This is a genomic window from Clostridium sp. CM039 (assembly GCF_055081075.1).
Genome location: NZ_CM143649.1, coordinates 3,032,832 through 3,058,418, shown reverse-complemented (window position 1 = coordinate 3,058,418; position 25,587 = coordinate 3,032,832). Strand labels below are relative to the sequence as shown.

Annotated in this window: 24 protein-coding genes; 3 read left to right on the top strand and 21 right to left on the bottom strand. The window is 33.3% G+C overall.

The window, feature by feature from the left end; translation table 11 throughout:
• Nucleotides 1-33: 33 nt before the first annotated feature.
• The 4 genes from ACWJJ2_RS14200 to proC all read right to left on the bottom strand — a co-directional run bounded on the left by ACWJJ2_RS14200 (nt 34) and on the right by proC (nt 5,784).
• Nucleotides 34-2,964 (bottom strand): insulinase family protein, encoded by a 2,931-nt coding sequence (locus tag ACWJJ2_RS14200; protein WP_220286235.1) that lies wholly within the window; start codon nt 2,962-2,964, stop codon nt 34-36.
• A 397-nt stretch (nt 2,965-3,361) separates the two neighbouring features.
• Nucleotides 3,362-4,225, bottom strand: a complete 864-nt coding sequence (locus ACWJJ2_RS14195) for a methionyl aminopeptidase (RefSeq protein WP_462953415.1) — start codon at nt 4,223-4,225, stop codon at nt 3,362-3,364.
• Between the two features lie 196 nt (nt 4,226-4,421).
• Complete coding sequence (locus ACWJJ2_RS14190) at nt 4,422-4,697, bottom strand: hypothetical protein (protein ID WP_462953414.1); 276 nt, start codon at nt 4,695-4,697, stop codon at nt 4,422-4,424.
• A 277-nt stretch (nt 4,698-4,974) separates the two neighbouring features.
• Entirely contained in the window at nt 4,975-5,784 is an 810-nt protein-coding gene (gene proC, locus ACWJJ2_RS14185; RefSeq protein WP_462953413.1) for a pyrroline-5-carboxylate reductase, read from the bottom strand.
• Nucleotides 5,785-5,938: 154 nt separating this feature from the next.
• Between proC and ACWJJ2_RS14180 the strand changes: the two genes are divergently transcribed.
• A complete protein-coding gene (locus tag ACWJJ2_RS14180; protein ID WP_165411774.1) occupies nt 5,939-6,085 on the top strand; it encodes a small, acid-soluble spore protein, alpha/beta type in 147 nt (48 codons plus the stop codon).
• A 122-nt stretch (nt 6,086-6,207) separates the two neighbouring features.
• Here the strand turns inward: ACWJJ2_RS14180 and ACWJJ2_RS14175 are convergent, their stop codons facing one another.
• The 14 genes from ACWJJ2_RS14175 to ACWJJ2_RS14110 all read right to left on the bottom strand — a co-directional run bounded on the left by ACWJJ2_RS14175 (nt 6,208) and on the right by ACWJJ2_RS14110 (nt 18,834).
• Nucleotides 6,208-7,089: a DegV family protein gene (locus ACWJJ2_RS14175; RefSeq protein ID WP_216302121.1), complete on the bottom strand. Its 882-nt coding sequence runs from the start codon at nt 7,087-7,089 to the stop codon at nt 6,208-6,210.
• 129 nt (nt 7,090-7,218) lie between these two features.
• Entirely contained in the window at nt 7,219-8,169 is a 951-nt protein-coding gene (locus ACWJJ2_RS14170) for an acetyl-CoA carboxylase carboxyltransferase subunit alpha (protein ID WP_216302122.1), read from the bottom strand.
• Nucleotides 8,170-8,211: 42 nt separating this feature from the next.
• The gene (gene accD, locus ACWJJ2_RS14165; RefSeq protein WP_165411777.1) at nt 8,212-9,072 is read right to left on the bottom strand and encodes an acetyl-CoA carboxylase, carboxyltransferase subunit beta; all 861 of its coding nucleotides are present in this window, start codon (nt 9,070-9,072) and stop codon (nt 8,212-8,214) included.
• Between the two features lie 110 nt (nt 9,073-9,182).
• A complete protein-coding gene (locus ACWJJ2_RS14160) occupies nt 9,183-10,526 on the bottom strand; it encodes an acetyl-CoA carboxylase biotin carboxylase subunit (RefSeq protein ID WP_216302123.1) in 1,344 nt (447 codons plus the stop codon).
• A gap of 50 nt (nt 10,527-10,576) precedes the next feature.
• Complete coding sequence (gene fabZ / locus ACWJJ2_RS14155) at nt 10,577-11,023, bottom strand: 3-hydroxyacyl-ACP dehydratase FabZ (RefSeq protein ID WP_165411779.1); 447 nt, start codon at nt 11,021-11,023, stop codon at nt 10,577-10,579.
• 69 nt (nt 11,024-11,092) lie between these two features.
• Nucleotides 11,093-11,611, bottom strand: coding sequence for an acetyl-CoA carboxylase biotin carboxyl carrier protein (accB, locus tag ACWJJ2_RS14150; RefSeq protein WP_216302124.1), 519 nt, complete (start codon nt 11,609-11,611; stop codon nt 11,093-11,095).
• Between the two features lie 2 nt (nt 11,612-11,613).
• On the bottom strand, nt 11,614-12,855 hold the full coding sequence (gene fabF / locus ACWJJ2_RS14145) for a beta-ketoacyl-ACP synthase II (protein ID WP_462953412.1): 1,242 nt from the start codon (nt 12,853-12,855) through the stop codon (nt 11,614-11,616).
• Nucleotides 12,856-12,886: 31 nt separating this feature from the next.
• The gene (fabG, locus tag ACWJJ2_RS14140; protein ID WP_165411858.1) at nt 12,887-13,627 is read right to left on the bottom strand and encodes a 3-oxoacyl-[acyl-carrier-protein] reductase; all 741 of its coding nucleotides are present in this window, start codon (nt 13,625-13,627) and stop codon (nt 12,887-12,889) included.
• A 67-nt stretch (nt 13,628-13,694) separates the two neighbouring features.
• Complete coding sequence (gene fabD / locus ACWJJ2_RS14135) at nt 13,695-14,633, bottom strand: ACP S-malonyltransferase (protein ID WP_216302126.1); 939 nt, start codon at nt 14,631-14,633, stop codon at nt 13,695-13,697.
• A gap of 30 nt (nt 14,634-14,663) precedes the next feature.
• Nucleotides 14,664-15,596 (bottom strand): enoyl-[acyl-carrier-protein] reductase FabK, encoded by a 933-nt coding sequence (gene fabK / locus ACWJJ2_RS14130; RefSeq protein ID WP_462953411.1) that lies wholly within the window; start codon nt 15,594-15,596, stop codon nt 14,664-14,666.
• A gap of 309 nt (nt 15,597-15,905) precedes the next feature.
• Nucleotides 15,906-16,136 carry an acyl carrier protein gene (gene acpP / locus ACWJJ2_RS14125; protein ID WP_216302128.1) on the bottom strand — a complete coding sequence of 77 codons (231 nt, stop codon included), beginning with the start codon at nt 16,134-16,136 and terminating at the stop codon, nt 15,906-15,908.
• Nucleotides 16,137-16,156: 20 nt separating this feature from the next.
• Nucleotides 16,157-17,140 (bottom strand): beta-ketoacyl-ACP synthase III, encoded by a 984-nt coding sequence (locus tag ACWJJ2_RS14120; protein ID WP_216302129.1) that lies wholly within the window; start codon nt 17,138-17,140, stop codon nt 16,157-16,159.
• Between the two features lie 19 nt (nt 17,141-17,159).
• Nucleotides 17,160-17,612 carry a MarR family winged helix-turn-helix transcriptional regulator gene (locus ACWJJ2_RS14115; protein ID WP_165411859.1) on the bottom strand — a complete coding sequence of 151 codons (453 nt, stop codon included), beginning with the start codon at nt 17,610-17,612 and terminating at the stop codon, nt 17,160-17,162.
• Nucleotides 17,613-17,760: 148 nt separating this feature from the next.
• Nucleotides 17,761-18,834, bottom strand: coding sequence for an NAD(P)H-dependent flavin oxidoreductase (locus ACWJJ2_RS14110; protein ID WP_216302130.1), 1,074 nt, complete (start codon nt 18,832-18,834; stop codon nt 17,761-17,763).
• 255 nt (nt 18,835-19,089) lie between these two features.
• Here ACWJJ2_RS14110 and ACWJJ2_RS14105 point away from each other — a divergent pair, with 255 nt between their 5' ends.
• Together ACWJJ2_RS14105 and ACWJJ2_RS14100 are read left to right on the top strand one after the other, a co-directional pair.
• Nucleotides 19,090-20,676, top strand: coding sequence for an ABC transporter ATP-binding protein (locus ACWJJ2_RS14105; RefSeq protein ID WP_462953410.1), 1,587 nt, complete (start codon nt 19,090-19,092; stop codon nt 20,674-20,676).
• A 260-nt stretch (nt 20,677-20,936) separates the two neighbouring features.
• Nucleotides 20,937-21,584 carry a tRNA-uridine aminocarboxypropyltransferase gene (locus ACWJJ2_RS14100; RefSeq protein WP_462953409.1) on the top strand — a complete coding sequence of 216 codons (648 nt, stop codon included), beginning with the start codon at nt 20,937-20,939 and terminating at the stop codon, nt 21,582-21,584.
• 28 nt (nt 21,585-21,612) lie between these two features.
• Here the strand turns inward: ACWJJ2_RS14100 and ACWJJ2_RS14095 are convergent, their stop codons facing one another.
• The 3 genes from ACWJJ2_RS14095 to ACWJJ2_RS14085 form a co-directional block, all read right to left on the bottom strand.
• Nucleotides 21,613-21,924 (bottom strand): demethoxyubiquinone hydroxylase family protein, encoded by a 312-nt coding sequence (locus ACWJJ2_RS14095; protein ID WP_220286229.1) that lies wholly within the window; start codon nt 21,922-21,924, stop codon nt 21,613-21,615.
• A 407-nt stretch (nt 21,925-22,331) separates the two neighbouring features.
• A complete protein-coding gene (gene hutH / locus ACWJJ2_RS14090; RefSeq protein WP_216302134.1) occupies nt 22,332-23,861 on the bottom strand; it encodes a histidine ammonia-lyase in 1,530 nt (509 codons plus the stop codon).
• Between the two features lie 38 nt (nt 23,862-23,899).
• Nucleotides 23,900-25,207: a Na+/H+ antiporter family protein gene (locus ACWJJ2_RS14085; RefSeq protein ID WP_220286227.1), complete on the bottom strand. Its 1,308-nt coding sequence runs from the start codon at nt 25,205-25,207 to the stop codon at nt 23,900-23,902.
• Nucleotides 25,208-25,587 lie beyond the last annotated feature (380 nt).

Below are 25,587 nucleotides of genomic sequence, written 5' to 3'. Positions count from 1 at the left end.
TCCTCCTTCGAAAAAAAGGTGCCATAAGGCACCTTATTTAAATACATTTACCAAATTAGTAAATATTTCTTTATTATCTTTAAGTTTAGTTTCATTTCCCAGTACACAAAAGTAGTTTTCCTTTATAACATCATTTAATAGTGCTTTAAAAGACTTAATGTCCGCAGGATTTGTACTTAATACTTCTTCTCTCTCCTTTTGTCTTTGCTCCTCAGTAATACCTCTTATATAATATGCTGTCGCCCGCTCACCTTTCATAGAAGGTGTTAATGGTGAGTCAAGCTCACTGATTGTTCCAATAATGTATTTTGTCATTTCTCTTTCTGAGGCTTCAAAGCTTCCTATATAATCGCATATTCCATCGTAAGCTTTTAAAGTCTCTTGGACATTAGGATCACGATAAGATACAAAGACTATATTCCCACTTCTAGCTATATTTGCAAAACCACCATAGGCGCCACCTTGCACACGCACTCTATTCCATAGGTAATCGAGACTTGCTATAGTTTTAAGTACTAGCATTTTACCTGAATATGAATATCCCTTCTTAATGAAGTTATATCCTTTAGCTACATACTGAACATCTGATGAGGTTAATAATCCTTCATTATTTTTATTTAGATCAAAATTATACAATGCATCTGGCAATTTTTCTTCTCCTAAGACGCTTATAATCTTAGGTAGCTCTGTAGTAAATGCAGTATATATGTCTTCTTCTCCTGTAACACTTATTATAAGATTATTTTTGTTAAATATAAGCTTTGATACCTTGTTTAAGTTTTCAATGATCTCTTCTGCTTTGTTATCAAAATCTCTTTCAATCTCATCAATAAATTTATAAAAAGCTATTCCTGTAGTTTTTTCTATATAAGCTGAAGCTGGCGAGAAGTAAGATGTAAGTCTTCCAGCTGATACCATATGTCCTCTATCAAGAATCTTCATTTCATGCCTTGATTTTAATTGTTGAATTAGCTCCTTCAAACGTTTCTTTTCATCAAATTTAGTATTGCTAATTATATCTGCCATAATATCAAATAATTTAGGAAGCTTTTCAGTTAAAGCTTTAGTCTTTACTACTAACTTGGGGCTATATTTTTCAAAATTTCCACTTTCGCCAAATACCTCTGTGGTAAAATGAATTCCGCCTGTATGAATATTAACCTCATTAGATAAATCAGAATAACTAGTATTCTGCGTACTTACCCTTCCTAAAATAGTTGATAATAATGTTACATAAGGTAGTAACTTTATATCTACTTTTTTAGAATCAAATAATACATTTATATAGGCAATTTTATTAGTGAATATATTATGAGATAATACTTTTACTCCTTGCTCATCCTTTTCCTTTAAAGGTAAATGTTCTACTTGTTTCTCAATATCCGTTAGTTCAAGTAAAGGAATAGTTTCTAGCACTTCCACAGCATCTGGCGTCATTTGTCTTTCTTTAAGAGCTTTCCCCTGCTTAACTATTTCCTCTATTTGTTTTTCTGAAAGACTTTCCTTATACTTAGCTAGTTTTTCTTCTACTGCCTTGGACTTTTGTTCTGCTAGGCCCTTTTTACCATTCAATATAACCATAGAACTATGGGTATTATTTATTAGGTACTTTTCTATAAGTTTTTCAAAATAATTAGTAGTTAATGCAGCTTTTATTTTGATCAAATAACTTTCATACTCTAAATGCATAGTTGGATCTTTATCATAAAGCCAGCTGTCCATACTAGTTATATAGTAATATAATCCCTTTGGAAAACCACCTAAGTCAGCTTCCCTTAATTTAAATTCAGTACTATTTATACAAGCTTCTATTAATTTTTTATCTATTCCTTCTTTAACTAAATCCTTTAAAGTTGTAAATACAACTTCCTTAAATCTTTCTTTTTCACTTTCATTAGAGTTTTTTACTACTATACTAAACACCGGTTGTAATATGCTATTATCAAAACCTCCAAATACATCTTTACCTATCTCGGCGTCTATAAGTGCTTTCTTCAAAGGTGCTGCAGCGCTTTCTAGTAATAAATACTCTAAAATTTCAAAGGCTAAATGCATTTCTGGATGGCTAATATTATCACCTGATACAAAGTTCATACTTAAGAATGTTTTGCCATTCTCATCGTCATCACATGAAATAGGATAATCCATCTTAACTTCTTCCATTTTGCTAAATGGTTTCTGTAAGCTAATAGATGACTCTACTGTAATTTTATCAAAATTATTTAAATACTCTTCACTAATAAATTGTAACTGTTTATCAATATCTCCATCTCCATATAGGAATATATAACTATTTGATGGATGATAATATTTTTTATGAAACTCTATGAATTCTTTCTGCGATAATTCTGGTATACATTCTGGATCTCCACCAGATTCTACGCCATATGATGTGTCCGGAAATAAGGACTCTTGAACCTTGCGCATGAGGCACCCTTCTGGAGATGAAAATGCACCTTTCATTTCATTATAAACTACACCTTTATAAGTTAGTTTATCTTCCTTGTTTTCTAATTCATAATGCCAGCCCTCTTGCATTAATATTTCAGGTTGTGAGTATATATTCGGATAGAAAACTGCATCTAAATACACATCCATAAGATTAAAAAAATCTTTATCATTTTTACTAGCTAGAGGATATATCGTTTTGTCAGAAAAAGTCATAGCATTTAAAAATGTATTTAAAGATCCCTTTATTAATTCAACAAAAGGCTCCTTTGTTGGAAATTTTCTAGAGCCACAAAGCACTGAATGTTCCAGTATATGTGGAAGCCCATTACTACTTTTCGGTGGTGTTCTAAATCCTATAGAAAACACCTTGTTATCATCATCATTTTCTAAATGCAACAGTCTAGCCCCACTTTTAATGTGTTCAAACAACCTTGTAACAGAATTTAGCTCTCCTATATTTTTCTCTTCAATTAACTTAAATCCGTGATATATACCGCCAATCGTAAACTTCATTTCTGTCCTCCTCGTACTTTTTTTAAAAGTTTAAATACTTATTAAGTGTTTCATATCCTAAAACCTTGCCCCATGTAAATTACACCTGTCAATATCAATATTTACCTATTATATTCATTATACAACATTTTATTCCGCGCTACCATCAACATAAATTATAGATTTATCTTTCCTCATTTTTATTTTGTCTATACTACACCTAAACAACAAAATCATATAATGCTATTTTATCTTCCCTTTCTCCATTTATGTTCATAAGCTTAATTAATCCTATTTATAAAATTTAACGACATTTACAATACCATTGGTACATAAATAAAAATAGAATAGTGACTTATAAAACATTATATATAAAAATACCTCCATTTCTGGGGGTATTTTTACATATAATGTAGTCTTATGTTAGTATCTCATATCCTGTTTTAGTAACAAGTATTGTATGTTCCCACTGAGATGACAATGAACCATCTACTGTAACCGCTGTCCAATCATCTTCAAGTACATCTGTTTCAGGACTACCGATATTAATCATAGGCTCAATAGTAAAAATCATATTAGGTAGTAATATTGACCCCTCTCCTTTTTTGCCTATATGAGGTACAAATGGTTCTTCATGAAACTCCAATCCAACGCCATGACCACCATAATCGTATACTACTGAATATCCAAAACCTTCTGCATGCTCTTGAATAGCACACCCTATATCTCCAAGGGTATTGAAGGGTTTTACCTGCTCTATACCCCTTTCTAAACACTCTTTCGATACACGCACCAAATCTAACGCTTCCTTAGACATTTCTCCAATTGTATACATTCTACTAGCATCACCATAATATCCATCTAATATGCAAGACACATCTACATTAATTATATCACCATCTTTTAGAACTGTATCATCGGGTATACCATGACATATTACATCATTTATAGATGTACATACACTCTTAGGAAAGTCCCCATAGCCGAGTGGTGCTGGATATGCATTATGCTGCACAGTATATTCATGTACCCAAGTATTAATTTCATTTGTGGTTACTCCAACTTTTATTCTCTCCCCAACAATATCGAGTATATCATGAGTTAACTTGCAACTTTTCCTTATACCCTCTATTTGTTCCTCTGTTTTCATTATATCTCTAGGTATTTTATAACCTACTTTTTCCTCTATATTCCCTATAAATATATCCTGATCCATGTGACATTTTTTATATTTCTTACCACTGCCACACCAACAAATATCATTTCGCGATAGTTTATTCATTATATTTCCTCCCAATTGAAATTATTCAAACCGTCAATTACAACCACAGTTTAGTTGTAAGTATATTCTATATTGATGATTTCATCTTTAATTATAGTTCATAATCCCAAGTATTCAACCGTTTCGCAAAAACTTTTTGTGATTGTGTCAATGTATTCATTGAAAATTCAAAATACATAGTGCTATTAATGCGCATTTATGTTAACCCTATTTCAGATGTTGATAGTTTAAAATACTCATATTTATTAACTCCTGCTTTGGCCACTAGATTATTATTAGCTATTTCTGAAGCTTCTTCTATATTTTTGGCCTTAAACATTATAGTTCCACCATTTCTATTATACCTTCCTCCACAAATTAAATACTTAGAAGAATGATTATCCTTATTTATATTAGTAGTATAAGATATTGCTAAACTGTCATTACCCTCTTGCGAATAATTAATCTTAACCAATAAACCCTTTGTTTCCATTTGCTTTCCCTCCAGTTAAATCATCTCCTGCCGAGCTGAAATGTCGTTAAATTATCTGCTATAGTGGTGCTTTAGGGATGCAAATTGCTCAAACCCTTAATAAATGTATATGTTTTTCATGTAGTTTTATTACAAATATTTTCAGGGGTAATTCTTTGTTGCACAATAAAAAAGGTACAGGATTAGAGCATATTTTATACCCTAATCCTGTACCTAGTCACCAAACAGTTTCATTCTATTGAGATTCATATGTAACTGCCTCTATTTTTTGAAAATCTTATTTTTCACCCATTTTAATTGCCTTTTCTGTACAACTCTCCATAGCTGAAATTACTGTTCCTCTAAAATTATTCTTTTCTAAGGTGTATACGGCCGCTATAGTAGTTCCACCTGGTGAGCATACATCGTCTTTAAGTTTTCCTGGGTGTTCTCCTGTTTCAAGTACCATTTTAGCTGCCCCTAGCACTGCTTGCGCTGCCATTTTATAAGCCTTTTCTCTTGGCATTCCTTGAAGCACCGCCCCATCACCTAAAGCTTCAATAAACATATAAACATAAGCAGGAGATGAGCCACTTACCGCCGGAACTACATCAATAAGCTTTTCCTCTAATATCTCTATCTTACCAAAACTTTCAAAAATATTTACTACGTCTTGCAATTCTTCTTTAGTTATATTTTTATTAGCACAAAGTGCACTCATACCCGCGCCAACAAACGCTGGAGTATTTGGCATAGTTCTTATAACCTTTGCAGCGCCTCCGAGTGCATTGCTCATATATTCTAAAGTTACCCCTGCAGCTATAGTTACTATAACTACCGTCGTCTTTAAATATGGTTTTATTTCATCGATAACCTCAGAGTATTTATAGGGTTTTACAGCTAAAATTAATATATCAGAAAATTCAGCAACTTCCTTGTTGTCATTAGTTACTAGAATATTATATTGTTCTTTTACCTTATTTAAACTCTTATCTGATGGATTACTTGCTATTACTTGTTGGCTAGAAACTAAATTTGATTTTACTATTCCACTTATCATAGCCTTTGCCATATTACCACAGCCTATAAATCCTATCTTTTTATTCATATAATTATTTCCTCCTATATAATTTTTTTAATAATACTAATTATATCACATACATTTCATGAACTTGGTTATACTAATATTGAAATATTTATTATAAAGGAGCAAATCAATTAATAGTTATTTGTGCTCTAAGTAATATAAGGAGGATCTTGCAATGTCACATAAAAACAACAAAAATAGTAAAGATAATAAAAAGGCTAATCCAAAAACGAAAAAAGAATTAGATAAAATGAGAATGGAAACTGCCAACGAAATAGGTGTTTCTAAAGAATCTAAGAAATTAGGAAATGAAACAGAATAGATCTTCTCTATATTAGTAAAAGAAAGATATCTTCCCCTGTCTTTCTTTTACTTCATAAAATAATTTTTAATTTATGATATTGTATAAATTGCAATTCCATTTATCATAATACGCCTTAACCATTATCTTTCATCACCCATAAAATATAATCCTAATATTTCTGGTCCTGTATGGGACCCTATTGCCGTACCCACATAATTTAAAATAACATCTTTAACATTTCCATTTTCTCTAACTAAAGCCTCTAAAGCTAATGCATCTTCAATACAATCTCCATGACTTATAGCAATAACTTGCTCTTTATTTGGGTCTGTTCTTTCCTTGAATTTTTCAACTAAGGTGTTTATTGCCTTTTTTCTACCTCTACACTTAGAAAAAGGAGTAAGTCTTCCTTCATTATCCACAAACAAAACTGGTTTTATATTTAACAAGGTGCCAACAGCTGCAGCGGAACTTGAAATTCGTCCACCTCTTTTTAAATGGTTTAAATCATTAACTGTAAACCAATGGTTAATCTTAAGTTTATTTTCCTCAAGCCAGGTAACTATCTCTCCTTTTGAATTTCCTTTCTTTAACATTTCATAAGCATAATGCACTAACAGCCCTTGTCCAAGGCTTGCGCATTTACTATCAACTATACTTATATCCGCCTCAGGGAACTCTTCAAGTATAGCCTCTATTGCTATATTTGCACTGTTTATAGTTCCTGTTAATGCAGAAGACAAAGCAATATATATTATAGATTTTTCTTCCTTCACATACTTTCTAAAAACCTCTACATATCTTTGGCTATTTATTTGTGATGTAGTAGGCATCTCTCCCTGCCTTAAAGCATCATAAAAGTCCTTACGAATAATATTTTTCCCAAAATCATCCTCTATTGCTTGACCTTTAAAATTACATATTATTCCTATCGGTACTATGTTTTCTTGTTTAATATAATCTAAAGATAGATCGCATCCTGAATCTATCACTAAAATCGTCCCACTGTGTGTTCTACTCATAACTTAATTCCCCTTTGCCATTATCTTAAATATTATTCTCACCTTCTATTATGTATGATTTATATAAACACTTCAATACAAAAAAAAAGAAAAGTATATATACTTTTCTTAACATCACTAAAATGAAAATTATTCCACTACCTTACCAATCTTTCTAAATTTATAATATCTCTTAGTAAGTAAAGATTCTATAGGTTCCCGCATTAATCTAACAATTGACTCTTCTAAATTACGTTTAATACTTGCCGCCATCTCATCTAAATTAGTGTGCGCCCCACCTAAAGGCTCTTTTATGATTCTATCTATTATTCCAAAATCAATTAAATCCTGAGCTGTTATTTTCATTGCAGTAGCCGCTTCTTTAGCAAGACTTGCATCTTTATATAATATGCTAGCAAAACCTTCTGGTGACAAAATAGAATAAATTGCATGTTCTAGCATCCAAACCTCATCTGCTACCGCCATAGCTAAAGCTCCACCACTTCCGCCTTCTCCTATAACTATTGAAATTACTGGTGTTTTTAATGTTGCCATTTCCATAAGATTTCTAGCAATTGCCTCACCTTGACCTCTTTCTTCTGCACCTAGTCCACAATATGCTCCCGGAGTATCTACAAGACAAATAATAGGCCTTTTAAATTTTTCTGCCTGTTTCATAAGTCTTAAAACTTTTCTATACCCCTCTGGATTTGGCATACCAAAGTTTCTCTTTATGTTTTCCTTGGTGTTATTTCCCTTTTGCTGGGCTATAACAGTTATAGGAATACCATTAAACTCTGCTATTCCACCTACAATAGCAGAATCATCTCCATAATACCTATCACCATGTAGCTCCATAAAGGAATCAAAAATCAGATTTATATAATCAAGAGCAGTAGGACGTTCCACAAGCCTCGCAATACTTACTTTATCCCAGGCAGTTAAGTTTTTATAGGCTTCCTTTTTCATATTGTAGAGCTTAATTTCCATCTGTCTTATTTCTTTTTCTAAATCCATATTTTGATCTATTGCTAAATTCTTTAGTTCATCTATTTTACTTTTAAGTTCATACATGTGCTTTTCAAAAGGTAAAGTTACCATAAAATTCCACTCCCTACCGTTACTTTTGTCTTTCTCTTAATGCTATGAATGAATTTTCAATATTTGCGTTAAAGTATCCTTCATAGCTTTTCTATCCACTACTTTATCTATAAAACCCTTTTGGAGCAGAAATTCAGCCCTTTGAAAACCATCAGGTAATTGTTGCTTTAATGTTTGTTCAATAACTCTTTTACCTGCAAACCCTATTAATGCATTAGGTTCAGAGATTATTATATCTCCCAGCATAGCAAAACTTGCTGTAACTCCACCTGTAGTTGGGTCTGTAAGAACAGTTATATAAAGACAACCTTTTTCATTATGCCTTGCAATAGCAGCACTAGTTTTGGCCATTTGCATTAGCGAAAATATGCCTTCCTGCATCCTAGCTCCCCCTGAGGCAGTAAATATAATAATTGGTTTTTTAGCTTCTGTTGCTCTTTCAATGACCCTTGTAATTTTCTCTCCGACAACGCAGCCCATGCTTCCCATCATAAAATTGCTATCCATTACTGCAATTAACGTATCCTGTCCATTTATCTTTCCTTCTCCAGTTATTACAGCTTCTTTTAATAAGGTTTTATCATGCAAACTTTGGAGTTTATCTTTATATCCCTCAAAATCTATAGGGTCATCTGAGATCATATCTTTATCGTATTCTATAAAAGTCCCTTCATCTATAGTATAATTTATTCTTTCTCTAGACCCAATTCTGAAATGGGTTCTACAATTATCACATGTCATTATGCTACTCTCTAAATCCTTATTATAAAGGATTTTGCCACATGTTTCGCATTTAACCCACATTCCTGTAGGGATATTAGGTTTTTTCTCACCATATTCATCTTCTAAACTTTTAACCTCAATATATTTACTTTTTTTAAATATACGTTTAAACTCAAACATATAGCTACCCCTTTCTAAAAACATACCTACACTATAATTTATATCATACCAAATAGATACCACTCTCATAGTATAAAACTTTTATGCAATAAATTCCAGTATGTGTTTAGCTACTTGTTAAATTCTTTACTAATAAAACTAGTATCAAATTTTCCTTTTATAAAATTACTATTATTTATTATTTTAAATTGAAAATCTATATTAGTATCCACACCCTCTATTATAAACTCCCCTAATACTCTTCTCATTTTACGTATTGCTTCATCTCTATCTTTTCCGTGGACAATGAGTTTTCCTATCATGGAGTCATATGTGGGTGGAATCTTGTATCCTTGATATGCCGCACTATCAATCCTTACTCCATATCCTCCTGGAATATGTAGTGATTTTATAACGCCAGGACAAGGCATAAAATTTTTAGAAGGATTTTCTGCATTTATTCTACATTCAATAGCATGGCCCTCAATTTTTATATCCTCCTGTTTATAAGGAAGTATTTGGCCTGCAGCAATTCTTATCTGCGCTTTAACTAAATCTACTCTAGTGATCATTTCTGTTATTGGATGCTCTACCTGTATACGTGTATTCATCTCCATAAAGTAATATTTTTCATGTTTATCTAATAAAAACTCTATAGTTCCAGCATTTTTATAATTAATAGACTTAGCCGCTTTAACTGCAACCTCACCCATCTGTTTTCTAAGTTCTCCTGTCATTCGGACTCCTGGTGCCTCTTCTATTACCTTCTGATTACGCCTTTGAATAGAACAGTCTCTCTCGCCAAGATGAACAACATTTCCATGCTCATCTGCAAGTATTTGAAACTCTATATGTCTTGGCTCTTCTATGAATTTTTCCATATACATTGTATCGTCACCGAAAGCAGTTTTCGCCTCAGCTTTTGCAGTGTTGTACGCAGGTATAAGATCTTCTATTTTACTAACGACTCTAATTCCTCGTCCCCCGCCTCCTGCTGAGGCCTTTATCATTACAGGATATCCTATTTTTTCAGCTTCCGTTAAAGCATCTGCTTCAGAGTCAATCGCTCCGCCCGAACCAGGGACTACTGGTATCCCAGCATTTATCATAATTTCTCTTGCCTTTAATTTATTTCCCATATTATCAATATTTTGTGAATTTGGGCCTATATATTTTATATTACACTCCTCACACATCTGTGCAAACTTACTATTTTCTGATAAGAACCCATACCCCGGATGAATTGCCTCTGCGCCCGTAAGCACCGTGGCGCTCAAAATATTTTGCATATTTAAATAACTATCCTTAGATTTACTAGGTCCAATACATACAGCCTCATCTGCCATTTGAGTATGAAGAGCATCTTTATCTACCTCAGAATATACTGCAACAGTTTGAATACCCATTTCATTACACGCCCTGATTATTCTTACCGCAATCTCGCCTCTATTTGCAATCAATATCTTCTTAAACATATTATTACCTTCCCCACACTAAAAATTATTAACAAAAGAGTTTTTAATGTTTATTTCCCTACCGCAAATGTAATTTCAGCTTGTGCCACTTTAACTCCATTTACTGTAGCTATGCCTAGACCTATCCCAACAGGTCCCTTCATTTTGATTATTTCTACCTCTAGCTTTAACACATCTCCCGGAACAACTTTCTTTCTAAATTTAGCTTTATTAATACCACCAAAGTAAGCTATTTTACCTTTATAGCTCTCCATACTTAAAAGTGCCACTGCCCCAACCTGCGCTAAAGCCTCAATAATTATTACTCCCGGAAGTATAGGTTCTTCTGGAAAATGCCCCTGAAAGAAATACTCATTCATAGTAACATTCTTATACCCAACAGCTCTTTTGCCTGGTTCTAGTTCCTCTACTTTATCCACAAATAAAAATGGATATCTATGAGGAATAATTTCTTGTATTTGTTTTATATCTAAAGTAGTACCTTTTATATCTTCCATATTAATGATTCCACCTTTCATGCAATTACACCAGTCACCATATGACAGTTTTAAGCTGTCTTTTCGCCACTAGTTTTCAATTATTTTGAACAATGGCTGTCCGTACTCTACCATATCTTCATTTGAAACCAATACTTCTACAACTTCTCCATCTACTTCGCTTTCAATTTCATTCATAAGCTTCATAGCTTCTAAAATACAAAGTGTGTCTCCAACTTTGACCTTAGTCCCAACCTTTACAAAATTCTTTGATTCAGCACTTGGAGAAGAATACATAGTTCCAACAATAGGTGATTTAACTACAAATAGGTTTTCCTTGGGTATTGCCTTTTCTGCATTTTCTGTAGTTATAGCTATATCCTTTTCTAGTTTTTCTAAATACACTTCTTTAGAAGCTACATCTTCCCTAGTAAGGATTTCCTTAGCAACTCGCTCTAAAGGTGCAGCATTTAAAGGTGTTTTTTCTATTACCACCTGTTGTTCTTTTTTCTCCATCATTATTCTGATACCTTCTGTCTCAATTTCAAAAGAAGTAAGAATCGATTCACTAACGGTTTTTATTAACTCTTGAATATTTTTATAATCCATAATTATCTACCGTCCCATTTTTTTAATATAATAGTAGCATTATGACCACCAAAGCCTAATGAATTTGACAATGCATATTTAAGTTGCTGTTTTCTTCCTACGTTTGGAACGTAATCTAAATCACAATCTTCATCTGGCACTTTATATCCTATAGTCGCTGGCACAAAACCTTCTTCTAATGCTTTTGCACATACTATAGCTTCTATAGCCCCTGATGCTCCTAAGAGATGACCTGTCATGGACTTTGTTGAACTTACAGGTATTTTAGATGCATATTCCCCAAAAGCAGATTTTATAGCTATAGTTTCAAACTTATCATTATATGGAGTACTTGTTCCATGTGCATTAATGTAAGATATTTCTTCTGCCTTAACATCTGCGTCTTTAAGCGCTATCATCATTGATCTTGCTGCTCCTTCTCCATCTGGAGATGGTGAAGTTATATGGTAGGCATCACAAGTTGATCCATAACCCTTAACCTCTGAATATATTTTTGCATTTCTTTTTTCTGCATGCTCTAAAGATTCAAGTATAACTATACCTGCACCATCGCCCATAATAAAACCATCCCTCTCTTTATCAAAAGGAATCGATGCTCTTAAAGGATCTTCACTTTTGCTTAAAGCTGTTAGTTGTGCAAACCCTGCTAAAGCTAGCGGGCTTATTGAAGCCTCTGCACCTCCAGCTATTATTATGTCCGCTCTTCCATCTTGAATCATGTGAAAAGCATCTCCTATTGCATTAGTTCCTGTAGCACAAGCCGTAACAACGCTCGAGCACATACCTTTAGCACCATATTTTATTGCAATATTCCCGGCCGCCATATTACCTATTATCATAGGTATTAAGTAAGGGGTAATTCTGCTTGCTCCCTTTTCCATAAGCTTTGCATGCTCGTTCTCAATAGTACCAATTCCGCCTATTCCTGAACCAACTATTACTGCTAATCTTTCACTATCTATAGTTTTTAAATCTAATCCTGAAATTTTAATTGCTTCATCTGCTGCAACCATTGCATACTGACAATATTTATCCATTTTTCTAGCTTCTCTTTTGTCGAGTGCAACCGTTACGTCAAAATCCTTAACCTCTGCAGCAAGCTTACATTTAAATTTAGAAATATCGAAAGCCTTAATTACATCTATGCCACAAGTACCTTTTTTTATATTATCCCAAAAACTATTTACATCATTTCCTATAGGAGTAACTGCTCCCATGCCTGTTATAACAACTCTATTTTTCATAAAGTAAACCCTCCTTTAATCATCAACTAAGTTACATTACCATTCCACCATCTACATTTATAACTTGACCTGTTATGTATGAAGCTTCCTCTGAGGCTAGAAATGCTACTACATTTGCCACATCTTCTGGCGTTCCAAGTCTCCTTAGCGGAATAGTGCTCATTATAGTATCCTTTACCTTCTCGGTCAAACCACGTGTCATATCTGTTTGAACATATCCTGGGGCTACTGCATTACAAGTAACTCCGCGGCCCCCAAATTCTCTAGCCACAGCCTTAGTCATACCTATTATACCTGCCTTTGCGGAGGAATAATTCACTTGGCCTGCATTTCCTGTAAGCCCAGACACTGAAGATATATTTATTACTCTTCCACTTCTCTGTTTAAGCATTATGGCTGATACATGTTTTGTGCAATTAAAAGCACCCTTCAGGTTAATATCTATAACACTGTCAAAATCAGCTTCCTTCATTCTCATTAAAAGACCATCTTTTGTTATGCCAGCATTATTAACTAGAATATCTAAGCTTCCGAACTCTTCAACACTTTTTTTCATCATATTTTCCACATCACTATAACTGCTAATATCACATTGAATTGCTAACACCTTAACTCCTAAATCTTCTATTTCTTTAACTACTTCGCGCACTGCGTCTTCACTATTTCTATAGTTAACAACTACATTTGCTCCAAGCTTTGCTAGCTTTACGGCTATTGCTCTTCCAATACCCCGACTAGCTCCTGTAACTACTGCTGTTTTCCCTTTTAACATAAATTCATGCTCCTTTACATCTTTCATAGGATTCCACTTTTTAATCAATTCTATTGTTTAAGCAATTCTATCGCTTACTTAAAGATGCAACAGCTTTGTCCAAAGATGCCATATCTTCTACATTAACTACTGTAAGTTTTCTATCTATTTTCTTGATAAATCCACACAGGACCTTACCTGGACCTATTTCTACGAAAGTATCGACACCGTCTTTTATCATATTTCTTATAATTGTTTCCCATAAAACGGAACTCATAACTTGAAGTTTTAAATTACCTTTAATATCATCCTTGCCTTTTACATAATCACCATTTACATTTGTCATTACTGGAATAGTAATGTCTTTAAGGTTTATATTTTCAAGTTCAATTTCTAACTTCTCCGCTGCTGGTTTTAACATAGAAGTATGAAATGGTGCGCTTACAGGTAAATTAATAGCCCGTTTTGCGCCTTTTTTCACAGCTCTTTCGCAGGCAAGTTCTACCGCCGCTATTTCCCCGGCAATTACTATTTGTCCTGGGCAGTTTAAATTAGCGATTTCTACTATCCCAGAGGTTCTAGCCTCACTACAAGCTTCTTCAACTAAGTTAACTGCAAGGCCTAAAATAGCTGCCATAGTTCCTATCCCTACAGGCACTGCTTCCTGCATAAATCGTCCACGCTTTTTAACAATCTTTACCGCATCTTTGAAATCCATAGCTCCACTACAAACCAGTGCTGAGTACTCTCCAAGACTAAGTCCTGCAGTTACATCACATTTTATGCCATGTTCTTTTAATGCCATAAGGGCTGCTATACTAGTAGTTAAAATAGCTGGTTGAGTATTCTCTGTGATATCTAGCTCATCTTCTGTGCCCTCAAAACAAAGTTTGCTTAGCTCAAATTTAAGCTCCTTATCTGCTATATTAAATATATTTTTGCAAACCTCTATATTTTCAAATAATTCCTTACCCATACCAATATATTGGGCTCCCTGTCCAGGAAAAATAAAAGCAATTTTACTCATATTTCCCTCCTTAAATAATAATATTCTTTTTTATCTAAATTTTATAATACCTTCTTCTGCCTCTGCAAACATTTCTTCTATAATTTCTCTGCAGCTTTGTTCTTTCTTTACAAGACCTGCGATTTGACCTGCCACAACAGATCCCATCTCAATATCGCCTTCTTTTACTGCCCTTTGTAGACATCCTCGTCCGAGGGCCTCTAGCTCCTCTACTGGAACATTTTCCTTTTCAAGCTTTTGAAATTGTCTTGATAACCTATTTTTTAAAGCCCTAACAGGGTGCCCTGTAGGTCTTCCTGTAACTACAGAGTCTATATCCTTTGCAGCCAATACCTTCTTTTTGTACTTTTCATGTATTGTGCATTCATCCGCCACTAAAAATCTTGTTCCTACTTGAACTCCCTGGGCTCCAAGCATAAATGCTGCCGCAATACCACGCCCATCACCTACACCCCCTGCTGCAATCACCGGAATACTAACTCCATCGACAACTTGTGGAACCAGAGCCATAGTTGTAAGTTCACCGATATGTCCTCCAGATTCACAACCCTCTGCGATAACTGCATCTGCGCCTGCCCTCTCCATGCGTTTAGCCAGTGCCACTGATGGTACCACTGGTATCACCTTAATTCCATGTGACTTCCAAAGTTCCATATACTTACCTGGATTGCCTGCACCCGTAGTAACAACTTTAATACCTTCTTCACATACAAGCTGTGCAATTTCTTCTGCATTATCACTTAAAAGCATTATATTAACGCCAAATGGTTTATCTGTTAACTTCTTTGCTTTTCTAATTTCATTTCTTATATAATCAACTGGTGCATTAGCCGCTGCTATAATACCTAAGCCCCCTGCATTAGATACTGCAGATGCTAAGCTACTGTCTGCAACCCAAGCCATACCACCTTGTATTATCGGATATTTCACACCTAAATCTTCAAAAAATACGGAATTAAACATTTTATCCCTCCTTTGTTCCTTAAAAGTATATAGTTAAATCATCTCCCGCGGAGTTGCAATATAACAACCCAAGAAGGAGATTTATACTCCCACTGAAGTTTCTTCTTCGTTATAGTATGGAACTCCCACTTATAAAAGTGGGAGATTTCCCTTTTGAAATGCCGTTAAAGTCAGATAATTATAGAAAAAAAGCATATATTACGTGGACTACATTTCATGTAATATATACTCTTTTATCATACTGAAATAAACTAAATTTTAATATGATTAGTATCTCAGTTCTCTAATCACCTAACCCATTAATTCCAATTATTTTAACTTTTCTTCTATATAGTTAACAATTCCCTTTACATCTTTAATGTTTTCTATATCTTCATTCGGTATTTCAATTTCAAAGGCCTCTTCGAGTGACATTACAATTTCAAATATTTCAAGAGAATCTATTCCTAAATCATCTGTGAAATTCGCCTCCATTTTAACCTCTGCTTCGTCTATCCCTAATTGTTCAACTATTACATTTTTAACTTTTTCAAATACCATTACTAATTCCTCCTAATATTTTATTTATTGATTGTCCATTCTATTAATGAAGCTCCGTAGGTTAATCCACCGCCAAAGCCTACAAGTATAATCTTATCTCCAGCTTTTAATAAATTCTTCTTATTCATCTCATCTATTGCTATAGCTATGCTTGCCGCTGAAGTGTTCCCATAACGATCTAAGTTCACAAAGAATTTATCTTTATCAGCCTTCAATTTTCTAACTACAAAATCTATTATTCTGTAGTTTGCTTGATGGCAAACTACATATTTAACATCCTCTAAGGTATAATTATTTTGATTTAAGATTTCGTTTATACTGCTTGCAATAGTTTTTACTGCAAATTTAAAAATCTCTTTGCCATCCATACTTATTTTCGCATTAAAATTTTCATTTCCTTCTATAAAAGTGTTTTTTACATCTACAGTAGGACAAGTTAAAACTCCACCTTTTTCACCCTCTGAAGCTGAATTTATAGAAATAATTCCTTTTTTACTGCCTGCCTCAAGAACTGCTGCTCCTGCTCCATCACCAAAGAGTATACAAGTTTTTCTATCTGTCCAATCAACAATCTTTGATAGAACCTCTGCACCTATTATTAAGGCTCGTTTACGCTCTCCTGTTTTAAGAAATTGCATTGCTATATCAAGGGCAAATATAAACCCCGTACATGCTGCTGATATGTCAAAGGCCATAGCATTAACTGCTCCAATATTCCCTTGAACTATGCATGCAGTGGCCGGTACAAATTGATCAGGCGATGTACTTGCAAGAATTATCAAATCTATATCTTCCGCTTTAACTTGTGCATCCTTTAATGCCTCAAAGGCTGCTTTTGTTGCTAAGTCTGAAGTGTTTTCACCTTGTGATATATGTCTCTCTTTGATACCCGTCATAGAAACTATCCATTCATCAGAAGTGTCTACAATCTCTGCCAATTGATGATTAGTCATTATGTTTAGAGGAGCATAACTTCCTGTACCAATTATTTGTACTTCATTCATTCCTTAATCGATCCTTTCATTAACTTTCTAATCTATATTTTTTTTTGAAGAAATCATTTAATTTTTCTAGAGATTTTATTAGTACATCTTCTTCTTCTGCATTTAGACCATCTATAGTTGCGTGCACCATATCAGAATGAAATTTTTCATGTATTCTATAGGCGAGTTTCCCTTTTCTAGTAAGCGCAATCATTACTGATCTTCTATCTTCTTCTCCTCTTTTCCTATTTACATATCCTTTTTTAAGAAGCTTATCGATAGCCGTTGTAAGCGTACCTACAGTAATTTTAATATCTTGAGCTGCTTCTGACATAGTTCTGTACTCATACATCCCTATTGCATCAATAGTATGTATTTCCGTTATAGATAGGTCTTTAAGTATACCCTCTTTAAGTGCCCTCTGTTCTATCTGTAATATATCGTTAAAGGTCTCTACTAAAAGTTCATTTATAACACCAACAGATTTGCTCATATTTATCACCATTTCCCATACTTTGATTTTCATGTACTTTACTTTTCATATACTTTGACAATCAAAGTATATCGATGTAATGATTATTTGTCAATATACTTACCATAAATATGCAAATTTTCTTTTTTAATTTATATTTGTAATAAAATTAAAAATCGTGTTCTGCCTCTACTACTAGTTCACTCATAAGTTCTTTAACCGATATAATTTTATCTACTTTGTAAGCATTACTTCCAACGAAAATAAGTCCCTTATCTAAATTACCTTTTACTGATTGTATTAACGCTTCCGTAATACAATAAGGAGTTTTTTGAGGATTACAGTCCTTTATGCATAAATAACATTTATCCACTTTGCAACCACTTTCCTGAGTGAGCTTCATAAACTTATTGTTAATAGCCCTCCCTGGCATACCTACAGGACTTTTTACTATCTTTATATCTTCTTCTTTTAAATTAACATAAGCCATTTTAAAAGCTAAACTAGCATCACACTCCTGCGTAGCCACAAATCTAGTAGCCATTTGTACCCCTGCTGCTCCAAGTTTCATGATTTCTGCAATGTCTGCGCCAGTATAAATTCCACCAGCAGCTACTACAGGAATTTTTTTATTATACTTTTCTTCAAAAGGCTTGATTGCCTCAATAACTTCTTTAACTATATCCTTTAAGTCTTGGGTTTTCTTTTCTAGTAATGATTCCATAGAGAAACCAAGATGTCCACCAGCTTCAGAACCTTCAACAATAATTAAATCTGCAGCACAATTGTTTTTTTTATCCCACATTTTTGATATAACTGTAGCTGCCTTTGCTGATGATACTATTGGTGCAAGCTTTGTATTAAACCCCTTAGCCATTTTAGGCAAATTAAGTGCAAGTCCTGCACCAGATATTATTAAATCTATTCCTTCTTCTAAAGCAGTTGCTGTAAGTTCTTCATAATTATTCATAGCTACCATAATATTTATCCCAATAATACCCTTAGGACTTAATTCTCTAGCTCTTCTGATTTCACTTCTTAATGCTCTTATGTTTGCTTCCTTTGCATTGGTTCCAAAGTCTTTTTCATTATATCCAATTTGAGCAGTAGATATTATCCCAATCCCGCCTTCATTTGCAACCGCTGATGCTAGACTCGAAAGAGACACTCCCACTCCCATACCGCCTTGAATTATAGGAATACCTGCTATTAATTCTCCAATTTTTAAAGGAGGTAACTTCATAATTATCCGCTCCCTTTACTTTGATTTTGAATTAGTTTGATAGTCAAAGTATATATATCTTTATATTCTATGTCAAGACAAAAGTATCTTATAACTTTTTTGAGTATTTTTTTGATAATACCGTTTTACATTACATACTTCTTAGTATTTACTATGTTTTGAAAATTATTTATTAATTTAATATTTTAATTGCCTTTAGCATATATTGTATTATAATGAATTAGCACTATCCGTCATTATTATGGGGGGGGAAATATGAAAAAGTTTATTAGGCAAAATAAAAAAATAGTGGTAATTGCAAGTATTTTGAATATATTGTCATCGTTGTTATTGGTATTAACAGCGTTAATGTTAGCAAATCTCTTGAATGTTATTATTGCAGGTGATGTACATGCCTTAATAAAACAAAGTATTTTTATGATTTTGATGTGGACTATATCTATCATTATGGATTATGAAAGTAAAATAAATACATCAAAAGCCGTTGCAAAAATGAATTTCACTTTAAGATATCAAATTACAGATAAATTAACACAAATGGACTATGAGCAATTTTATAAAAACGAGACCGGAAGCTATGTTTCTTGGTTAACTAACGATGTAACTCAGATTGAAAGTACAACATTCAACCAATTTTTCGTATTAATTTCACAATTATCTATGATTATATTTTCATTATGTGGATTAGTATATATTCACTTGTGGGTCGCAATGCTTGCAATTGTTTTATGTGTTTTAATGATAATTCCCCCAAAGCTTATGAACAAAACTGTTGAAAAAGATTCAAAAGCTATGTCTGATCAACAAGAAGAATTTGTAAAAGTTACAAAGGAAACTATGATGGGACATGAGGTATTATATAGTTATAATTTATTGTCACGATTCAAATCCAGTATTTTAGAAAATTCTAAGATTTTAGAATTAATGAAGTATACATTTAAGAAGACACAGATAGTAGTTAACACCTTAATTAGTTTATCAAATATAATTTCTCAAATTGCAATGACTTTTATTACTGGATATTTGTCAATTAAGGGATTAACATCTGTAGGTTCAATTTTACCAGCTGCAAATTTAGCTGGTTCATTTTTCGGTTCATTTGCTACTTTATTAAATTGTGTTACAACAATAAGGTCTTCTAAACCTGTTTTGCAGAAATTTGATACCGATTCTAATCAATTTACAACTTTAGAAATGTGCCCACCTTTTTCTAGCTCCATCGAACTTAAAAATGTAAGTTTCGGTTATAAAAATGAAGATGTTTTTAAAAATCTTTCACTTATCTTTGAAAACGGAAAAAAATATGCAATCATTGGGAAAAGCGGAAGTGGTAAAACCACATTGATTAAATTGATTTTAGGTCATTTAAATAATTATGAAGGAAACATATATATTGATAATGTTGATATAAAACAATATAGTCAAGAAAGTATTAGGGATAATTTTGCATATATTAGTCAAAATGTATATATATTTAGTGGGACTATAAAAGATAATATAACATTGTGCGAAAACTTTACTGAAGAGGAATTAGATAATTCATTAAAAGAAAGCTGTCTAAGTGATTTTGTTTTATCTTTAGATCAAAATTTAAATACTTTTTTAGGCGAAGAAGGGAATAACATTTCAGGTGGCCAAAAACAACGCCTTTCTATAGCCAGAGCTTTGATCCGTCATAAACCAATCATCATTATTGATGAAGGAACTTCAGCATTAGATAAAAAAAATGCATTTGAAGTCGAGTCAATGTTATTAAAAAATCCTAATTTCACTATTATTCTCATCACACATCGTTTAAGCGAGGAATTGATAGATAATTTCGACAAAATAATTGAGTTATAATCACTTAAAAGATTAAACCGGCATTAGAGAGGGTATAGCCGACATACGTACAAAGACCGTCCACATGGTGGAATGAATATCCATTATGTGGCTTTTTAAGCGTTATACTTTATTAGATCATGAATTTAAGTGCTGTTATGCTCCCTATTATCCACTGGTAGTTGAATAGATTTTTAGGGTTAGCCACGTTGATAATAGTATTTTATGGTAGTATAATGAACTAAATATAAATGAAATATTAAAAGGATTTAGGAGGCATTATGAATTGGATTTATAAAGTAAAACAAATAACAAGTCTATATGATAGTTGTAATACATGTGGGTTACCAATTATAAATTGCCTTTGTGATAAAGCACCTAAAATAAAAACTAATGCAAATATTTGGATTCTATCTACAGAAAAAGAATTTTACAGACCCTCTAATACTGCAAGAATATTAAAGATAGTTAATCCACATTCAACAGAAATTTTTCTTTGGGAAAGAACGAAGATACCTGAAAAATTAGTAGCAAATATAAATAATGAAATATATGAGCCATTCTTACTTTTCCCTATAGAAAATTGTGAGGCTGCGCTCCGAAAAGTTGAATATAAAAGGACTGGTAAAATCCCTGTATTTATTATCATAGACGGTACATGGAAGGAAGCACGAAAAATAGTTAGGAGAAGTGCCTATCTAGAGAAACTTCCAATTATTTCATTGAATCCAAGTTTTAAGTCTAAATATGATTTAAGACGAGGTGCGGTCGATGGTAATTTATGCACAATAGAAGCCGCGATCGAAGTATTAAAACTAAATAGAGAGATCGAAAGTGCACAAGTAGTAAATACATTTTACACTCTATTTTTAAAAAGCTATAAGGCAGGCTCAAGTGGACATGAACTTTCACCTTCTAATAAAAATTGAAAATGCCACCCAAAAGGCGGCAAAAATTCTACATCGGTTGCTGGAAATTTTGAGACTGCTGATCTTTAATTTTCTGTTTACCATCCTCCATAAATTGAGAATCCTTTGGTGATAACATATACAAAACCTCTTGAAGCTCCCCAACGTGCCTTCTTTCTTCATCTGAAATGTGATTTAAAACCTTTTTAACTATTTCATGAGATGTTGACATTGCATGAGCTTCATAAGCTATGATAGCCTCAAGTTCACCAGCAATGTCCACACGAATTGCTTGCGCCAGCTCTTCATTTGACATTTGTCTTGGTACATTTGCAACGAATGGATTTCCTAATAACGCCATAGTTTCTTCCTCCCTTTCAATCTTAAATTTATTTTTAGCATCATACTGAATTATTATTCATTTATAAATGCTACTTCTGAAGTCTTCTCTTTGTTATAGTGTATACCCCCCTCTTATAGAATAGAGAACCTTTCCCTCTGAAATGTCGTTAAAACGAAAAGGTGTGTTATCATAGTTTAAAACTTTTCTATGCTGCAACATGTATACCTATCTATAAATATATATATATATATAACTACAAATGTATGTAATCTTTTCTGCTGAATTTATGAGCAGACCTTTAGCAAAATATTACACCAAATAAAACCTCATACGGATTATATATATTAAAAAATAAAAAGAGAGGGTGAAACAAAATAGAAATTAATTTCTATTTTGTTTCACCCCCTTTTCTAATCCAGGTTATATTAATATTCTATTTCAACTACTTTTTCTACTGCTGCTAATAACTTTCCGCTCTTAACGAGTTCAGTAACTTTATCTAGATCTTTATACATAACTATATCATATTCAATAAAGTCTACAGATTTTCTAACTAAATCGTAAGCTTCTTGAGTTGCCATGCCAAGTTTGAATCCAGATTCTTTTCTGAAATCTATAGCTTGACATGCAGCTAATATTTCTGTTGAAACTACTCTAGATGCATTATCAACTATATCCCTAGCTTTTCTTGCTGCTATTGTTCCCATACTAACTAAGTCTTCTTGATTAGCTGAAGAAGGTATTGAGTCTACTGATGCAGGATGAGCTAATATTTTATTCTCAGATACTAAGGCTGCTGCTGCATATTGTGTAATCATAAATCCTGAGTTTAATCCACCATGTTTAGCTAAGAACGCTGGTAAATCGTTTAATTGAGGGTTGATCAATCTTTCTAATCTTCGCTCAGATACACTAGCAATTTCAGCTGATCCAATTCCTAAGAAGTCAAAGCTTAATGCCATAGGTTCTCCGTGGAAATTACCTCCTGAAATTACGTCTCCCTCTTCAGTTACTATAGGGTTATCTGTTACTGAATTTATTTCTCTTTCAACTTGAGCTTTTACATAGTTTATAGCGTCTTTACTTGCACCATGAATTTGAGGCACACATCTTAATGAATAAGCATCTTGTACTCTTACTTCACCTTGTCTTGTTACATAAGTACTACCTTCAACTAGTTTTAATATGTTTCTGGCTGTTGCTAATTGTCCTGGCTGTGGTCTTAGCACATGAATTCTTGGATCAAAAGCATCTGTAATTCCTCTTAAAGCCTCCATTGTCAAAGCTGCTGCTATATCACTAGTTTTTAATAACTTTATAGCATCATAAGTAGCTAACGCTCCTGTTGCAGTTAAAACTTGCGTACCATTTATAAGCGCTAAACCTTCTTTAGCATCAAGTTCTATTATAGGAATTCCTGCTTTTTCCATAGCAACTTTACCTGGTAATATTTCACCTTTATACTCTGCTTCACCTTCACCAATCATAGGTAAAACCATATGTGCAAGTGGAGCTAAATCTCCTGACGCTCCTAAAGATCCTTTTTCAGGAATTGTTGGGTAAACACCTTTATTAATCATTTCAATTAATGTTTGCAAAGTTCCAGGTCTTATACCTGAAAATCCTTTTGATAGTGCATTAGCTCTTAAAAGCATTATTGCTCGTACGACATCAGTTGGAAATTTAGGACCATATCCACAAGCATGTGAGCAAATTAAGTTTCTTTGAAGTGTTTTGCAATCTTCTTTAGAAATACTAACATTACAAAATTCACCAAACCCTGTAGTTACACCATAAACAGCTCTTTCATTTTCAACTATATCATCAATTATTGCTCTTGATTTTATAACTCTTTCTATAGCACTCTCTTTTATAGAAACCCTGCAACCATCTCTAGCTATAGATACCATTTCCTCTAAAGTTAAATCATTTCCTGTCAAAAGTATTTCTTTCATTTTTATTCCTCCTAAAATTTATTAGTAATTTATTTAGACTAGAATATCATAGATCCTATAATACCAAATATCATAAGTGGTATAGTATAATGTAAGAATGTCGGTACACATGTATCCCAAATATGGTCATGTTGACCATCTACACTAAGTCCTGATGTTGGTCCAAGTGTACTATCTGATGCTGGTGAACCTGCATCTCCAAGCGCTGATGCAACACCTATTAGAAGTATAGTAGCTAGTGGAGAATATCCAAGTTTCATTGCAAGTGGGCAGTAAATTGCAGCCACTATAGGAATAGTACCAAATGAACTCCCTATACCCATCGTTACTAATAAACCGACAAGTAACATTAAAACTGCACCTGCCAGTTTACTTCCATTAACCATTCCTGCAAGAGATGTAACTAAAGCTTCCACTGCTCCAGTTTTCCTTAAAACATCCCCATAACCTGATGCAACGAGCATTATAAATGCTATTAACCCCATTATTTTAATTCCACCATCAAGTAATCCATTAACATCCTCAAACTTAACTGCTCCTGAAACAAATATTATAATTAATGCTCCCAACGCTCCAAGAGGAAGCGATCCTGTAAGAACTTGAATTACAAATGCAGACACAGCTCCAATTAGAACACGCCAATGTTTTGAATTCATTTTAAGGTCTCCATCTTTAATTTCATCCAGCCCTTCTATTTGAATATCCTTGTATTCTCTTGGCTTTCTATAAGTATAAAATACAGCTATAAGAAGACCTATAACCATTCCAATCCCTGGAAGCCATAGCACTTTAGCTACATCAGCTGTCATAACAGGTATACCATTTTTAGTCATTTCAGAACTTATAATCCCATGAAATATTAGACCAAATCCTACTGGTAAAACAATATACGGAGCCTTTAATCCAAATGTAAGAGCACAAGCTACTGCTCTCCTGTCTATTTTAAGTTTATTCATTAATAAAAGTAGCGGTGGTATTAATATTGGAATATATGCTATATGAACTGGTATAAGATTTTGAGAAAAACAACCTAAAAAGGCTAATAACATTATAAATACATATTTCTTTTGTCCAACGATTTTAGATATTTTCTTAGCCAAAATCCCTGCTAGTCCAGTTTTATTTACTGCAACTGCTAATGCGCCAAGTAATATATAGCTTAATGCAGTTTCAGCATTTCCTCCCATTCCTCTAATGAGTGTCCTCATAGTATCTCCCAAAGACATACCAGAAACTAAGCCTGCTGTCATGGCTGCAATTAATATAGACAGTAGCACATTAAGTTTAAAAAGACATAAAATTATCATTACAATAACTGATACAACAACTGGATTAAATAATAACATATATTCCCTCCTCGTGGCTAATTGTTATAGATAAACTTCACCTTCATCAACAATTTTCACCTTACCTTTTAAGTAAAATAACTACGCTTCTCTCTTGTTTTTGAGTTAATTCTCCCGCTAAAGTGGATGCGCCTGAAACACACCTTCTTTCCCAAAATAAACTATCTATTCCCTTTACTGCCTACTATTAAATGAATTATTCCTGGAAACTCTACCATTGCACTTGTAAACGATTCCATTGTGATTAACATAAAAATCTTTAGTCTCTTTAACCAAAGGCATAACAATTTTAGATTTATATTCGTTGCTATTTTTTAAATGCTCTACCTCACAATTTATTACTCCGTTAAATCCTGATACTTCTAAAGAACAATAAGTTT

What these genes read in the sequence shown, in the direction of transcription:
- ACWJJ2_RS14175 (WP_216302121.1), bottom strand. Translation starts at nt 7,089, where the DNA reads ATGAGTAGAACACACAGTGGGACGATTTTAGTGATAGATTCAGGATGC.
- fabG (WP_165411858.1), bottom strand. Translation starts at nt 13,627, where the DNA reads ATGTTAAAAGGGAAAACAGCAGTAGTTACAGGAGCTAGTCGGGGTATT.
- ACWJJ2_RS14190 (WP_462953414.1), bottom strand. Translation starts at nt 4,697, where the DNA reads ATGGAAACAAAGGGTTTATTGGTTAAGATTAATTATTCGCAAGAGGGT.
- fabF (WP_462953412.1), bottom strand. Translation starts at nt 12,855, where the DNA reads ATGAAAAATAGAGTTGTTATAACAGGCATGGGAGCAGTTACTCCTATA.
- ACWJJ2_RS14170 (WP_216302122.1), bottom strand. Translation starts at nt 8,169, where the DNA reads ATGGTAACTTTACCTTTTGAAAAGCACATGTATGAACTTAAAAGTAAA.
- ACWJJ2_RS14105 (WP_462953410.1), top strand. Translation starts at nt 19,090, where the DNA reads ATGAAAAAGTTTATTAGGCAAAATAAAAAAATAGTGGTAATTGCAAGT.
- accB (WP_216302124.1), bottom strand. Translation starts at nt 11,611, where the DNA reads ATGGATTATAAAAATATTCAAGAGTTAATAAAAACCGTTAGTGAATCG.
- ACWJJ2_RS14100 (WP_462953409.1), top strand. Translation starts at nt 20,937, where the DNA reads ATGAATTGGATTTATAAAGTAAAACAAATAACAAGTCTATATGATAGT.
- ACWJJ2_RS14115 (WP_165411859.1), bottom strand. Translation starts at nt 17,612, where the DNA reads ATGAGCAAATCTGTTGGTGTTATAAATGAACTTTTAGTAGAGACCTTT.
- ACWJJ2_RS14110 (WP_216302130.1), bottom strand. Translation starts at nt 18,834, where the DNA reads ATGAAGTTACCTCCTTTAAAAATTGGAGAATTAATAGCAGGTATTCCT.
- ACWJJ2_RS14095 (WP_220286229.1), bottom strand. Translation starts at nt 21,924, where the DNA reads ATGGCGTTATTAGGAAATCCATTCGTTGCAAATGTACCAAGACAAATG.
- ACWJJ2_RS14120 (WP_216302129.1), bottom strand. Translation starts at nt 17,140, where the DNA reads ATGAATGAAGTACAAATAATTGGTACAGGAAGTTATGCTCCTCTAAAC.
- proC (WP_462953413.1), bottom strand. Translation starts at nt 5,784, where the DNA reads ATGAATAAAAAGATAGGATTTATAGGCTGTGGTAATATGGCAAAGGCT.
- acpP (WP_216302128.1), bottom strand. Translation starts at nt 16,136, where the DNA reads ATGGTATTTGAAAAAGTTAAAAATGTAATAGTTGAACAATTAGGGATA.
- ACWJJ2_RS14160 (WP_216302123.1), bottom strand. Translation starts at nt 10,526, where the DNA reads ATGTTTAAGAAGATATTGATTGCAAATAGAGGCGAGATTGCGGTAAGA.
- ACWJJ2_RS14200 (WP_220286235.1), bottom strand. Translation starts at nt 2,964, where the DNA reads ATGAAGTTTACGATTGGCGGTATATATCACGGATTTAAGTTAATTGAA.
- fabD (WP_216302126.1), bottom strand. Translation starts at nt 14,633, where the DNA reads ATGAGTAAAATTGCTTTTATTTTTCCTGGACAGGGAGCCCAATATATT.
- fabK (WP_462953411.1), bottom strand. Translation starts at nt 15,596, where the DNA reads ATGTTTAATTCCGTATTTTTTGAAGATTTAGGTGTGAAATATCCGATA.
- fabZ (WP_165411779.1), bottom strand. Translation starts at nt 11,023, where the DNA reads ATGGAAGATATAAAAGGTACTACTTTAGATATAAAACAAATACAAGAA.
- hutH (WP_216302134.1), bottom strand. Translation starts at nt 23,861, where the DNA reads ATGAAAGAAATACTTTTGACAGGAAATGATTTAACTTTAGAGGAAATG.
- ACWJJ2_RS14180 (WP_165411774.1), top strand. Translation starts at nt 5,939, where the DNA reads ATGTCACATAAAAACAACAAAAATAGTAAAGATAATAAAAAGGCTAAT.
- ACWJJ2_RS14085 (WP_220286227.1), bottom strand. Translation starts at nt 25,207, where the DNA reads ATGTTATTATTTAATCCAGTTGTTGTATCAGTTATTGTAATGATAATT.
- ACWJJ2_RS14195 (WP_462953415.1), bottom strand. Translation starts at nt 4,225, where the DNA reads ATGAATAAACTATCGCGAAATGATATTTGTTGGTGTGGCAGTGGTAAG.
- accD (WP_165411777.1), bottom strand. Translation starts at nt 9,072, where the DNA reads ATGTTTGAGTTTAAACGTATATTTAAAAAAAGTAAATATATTGAGGTT.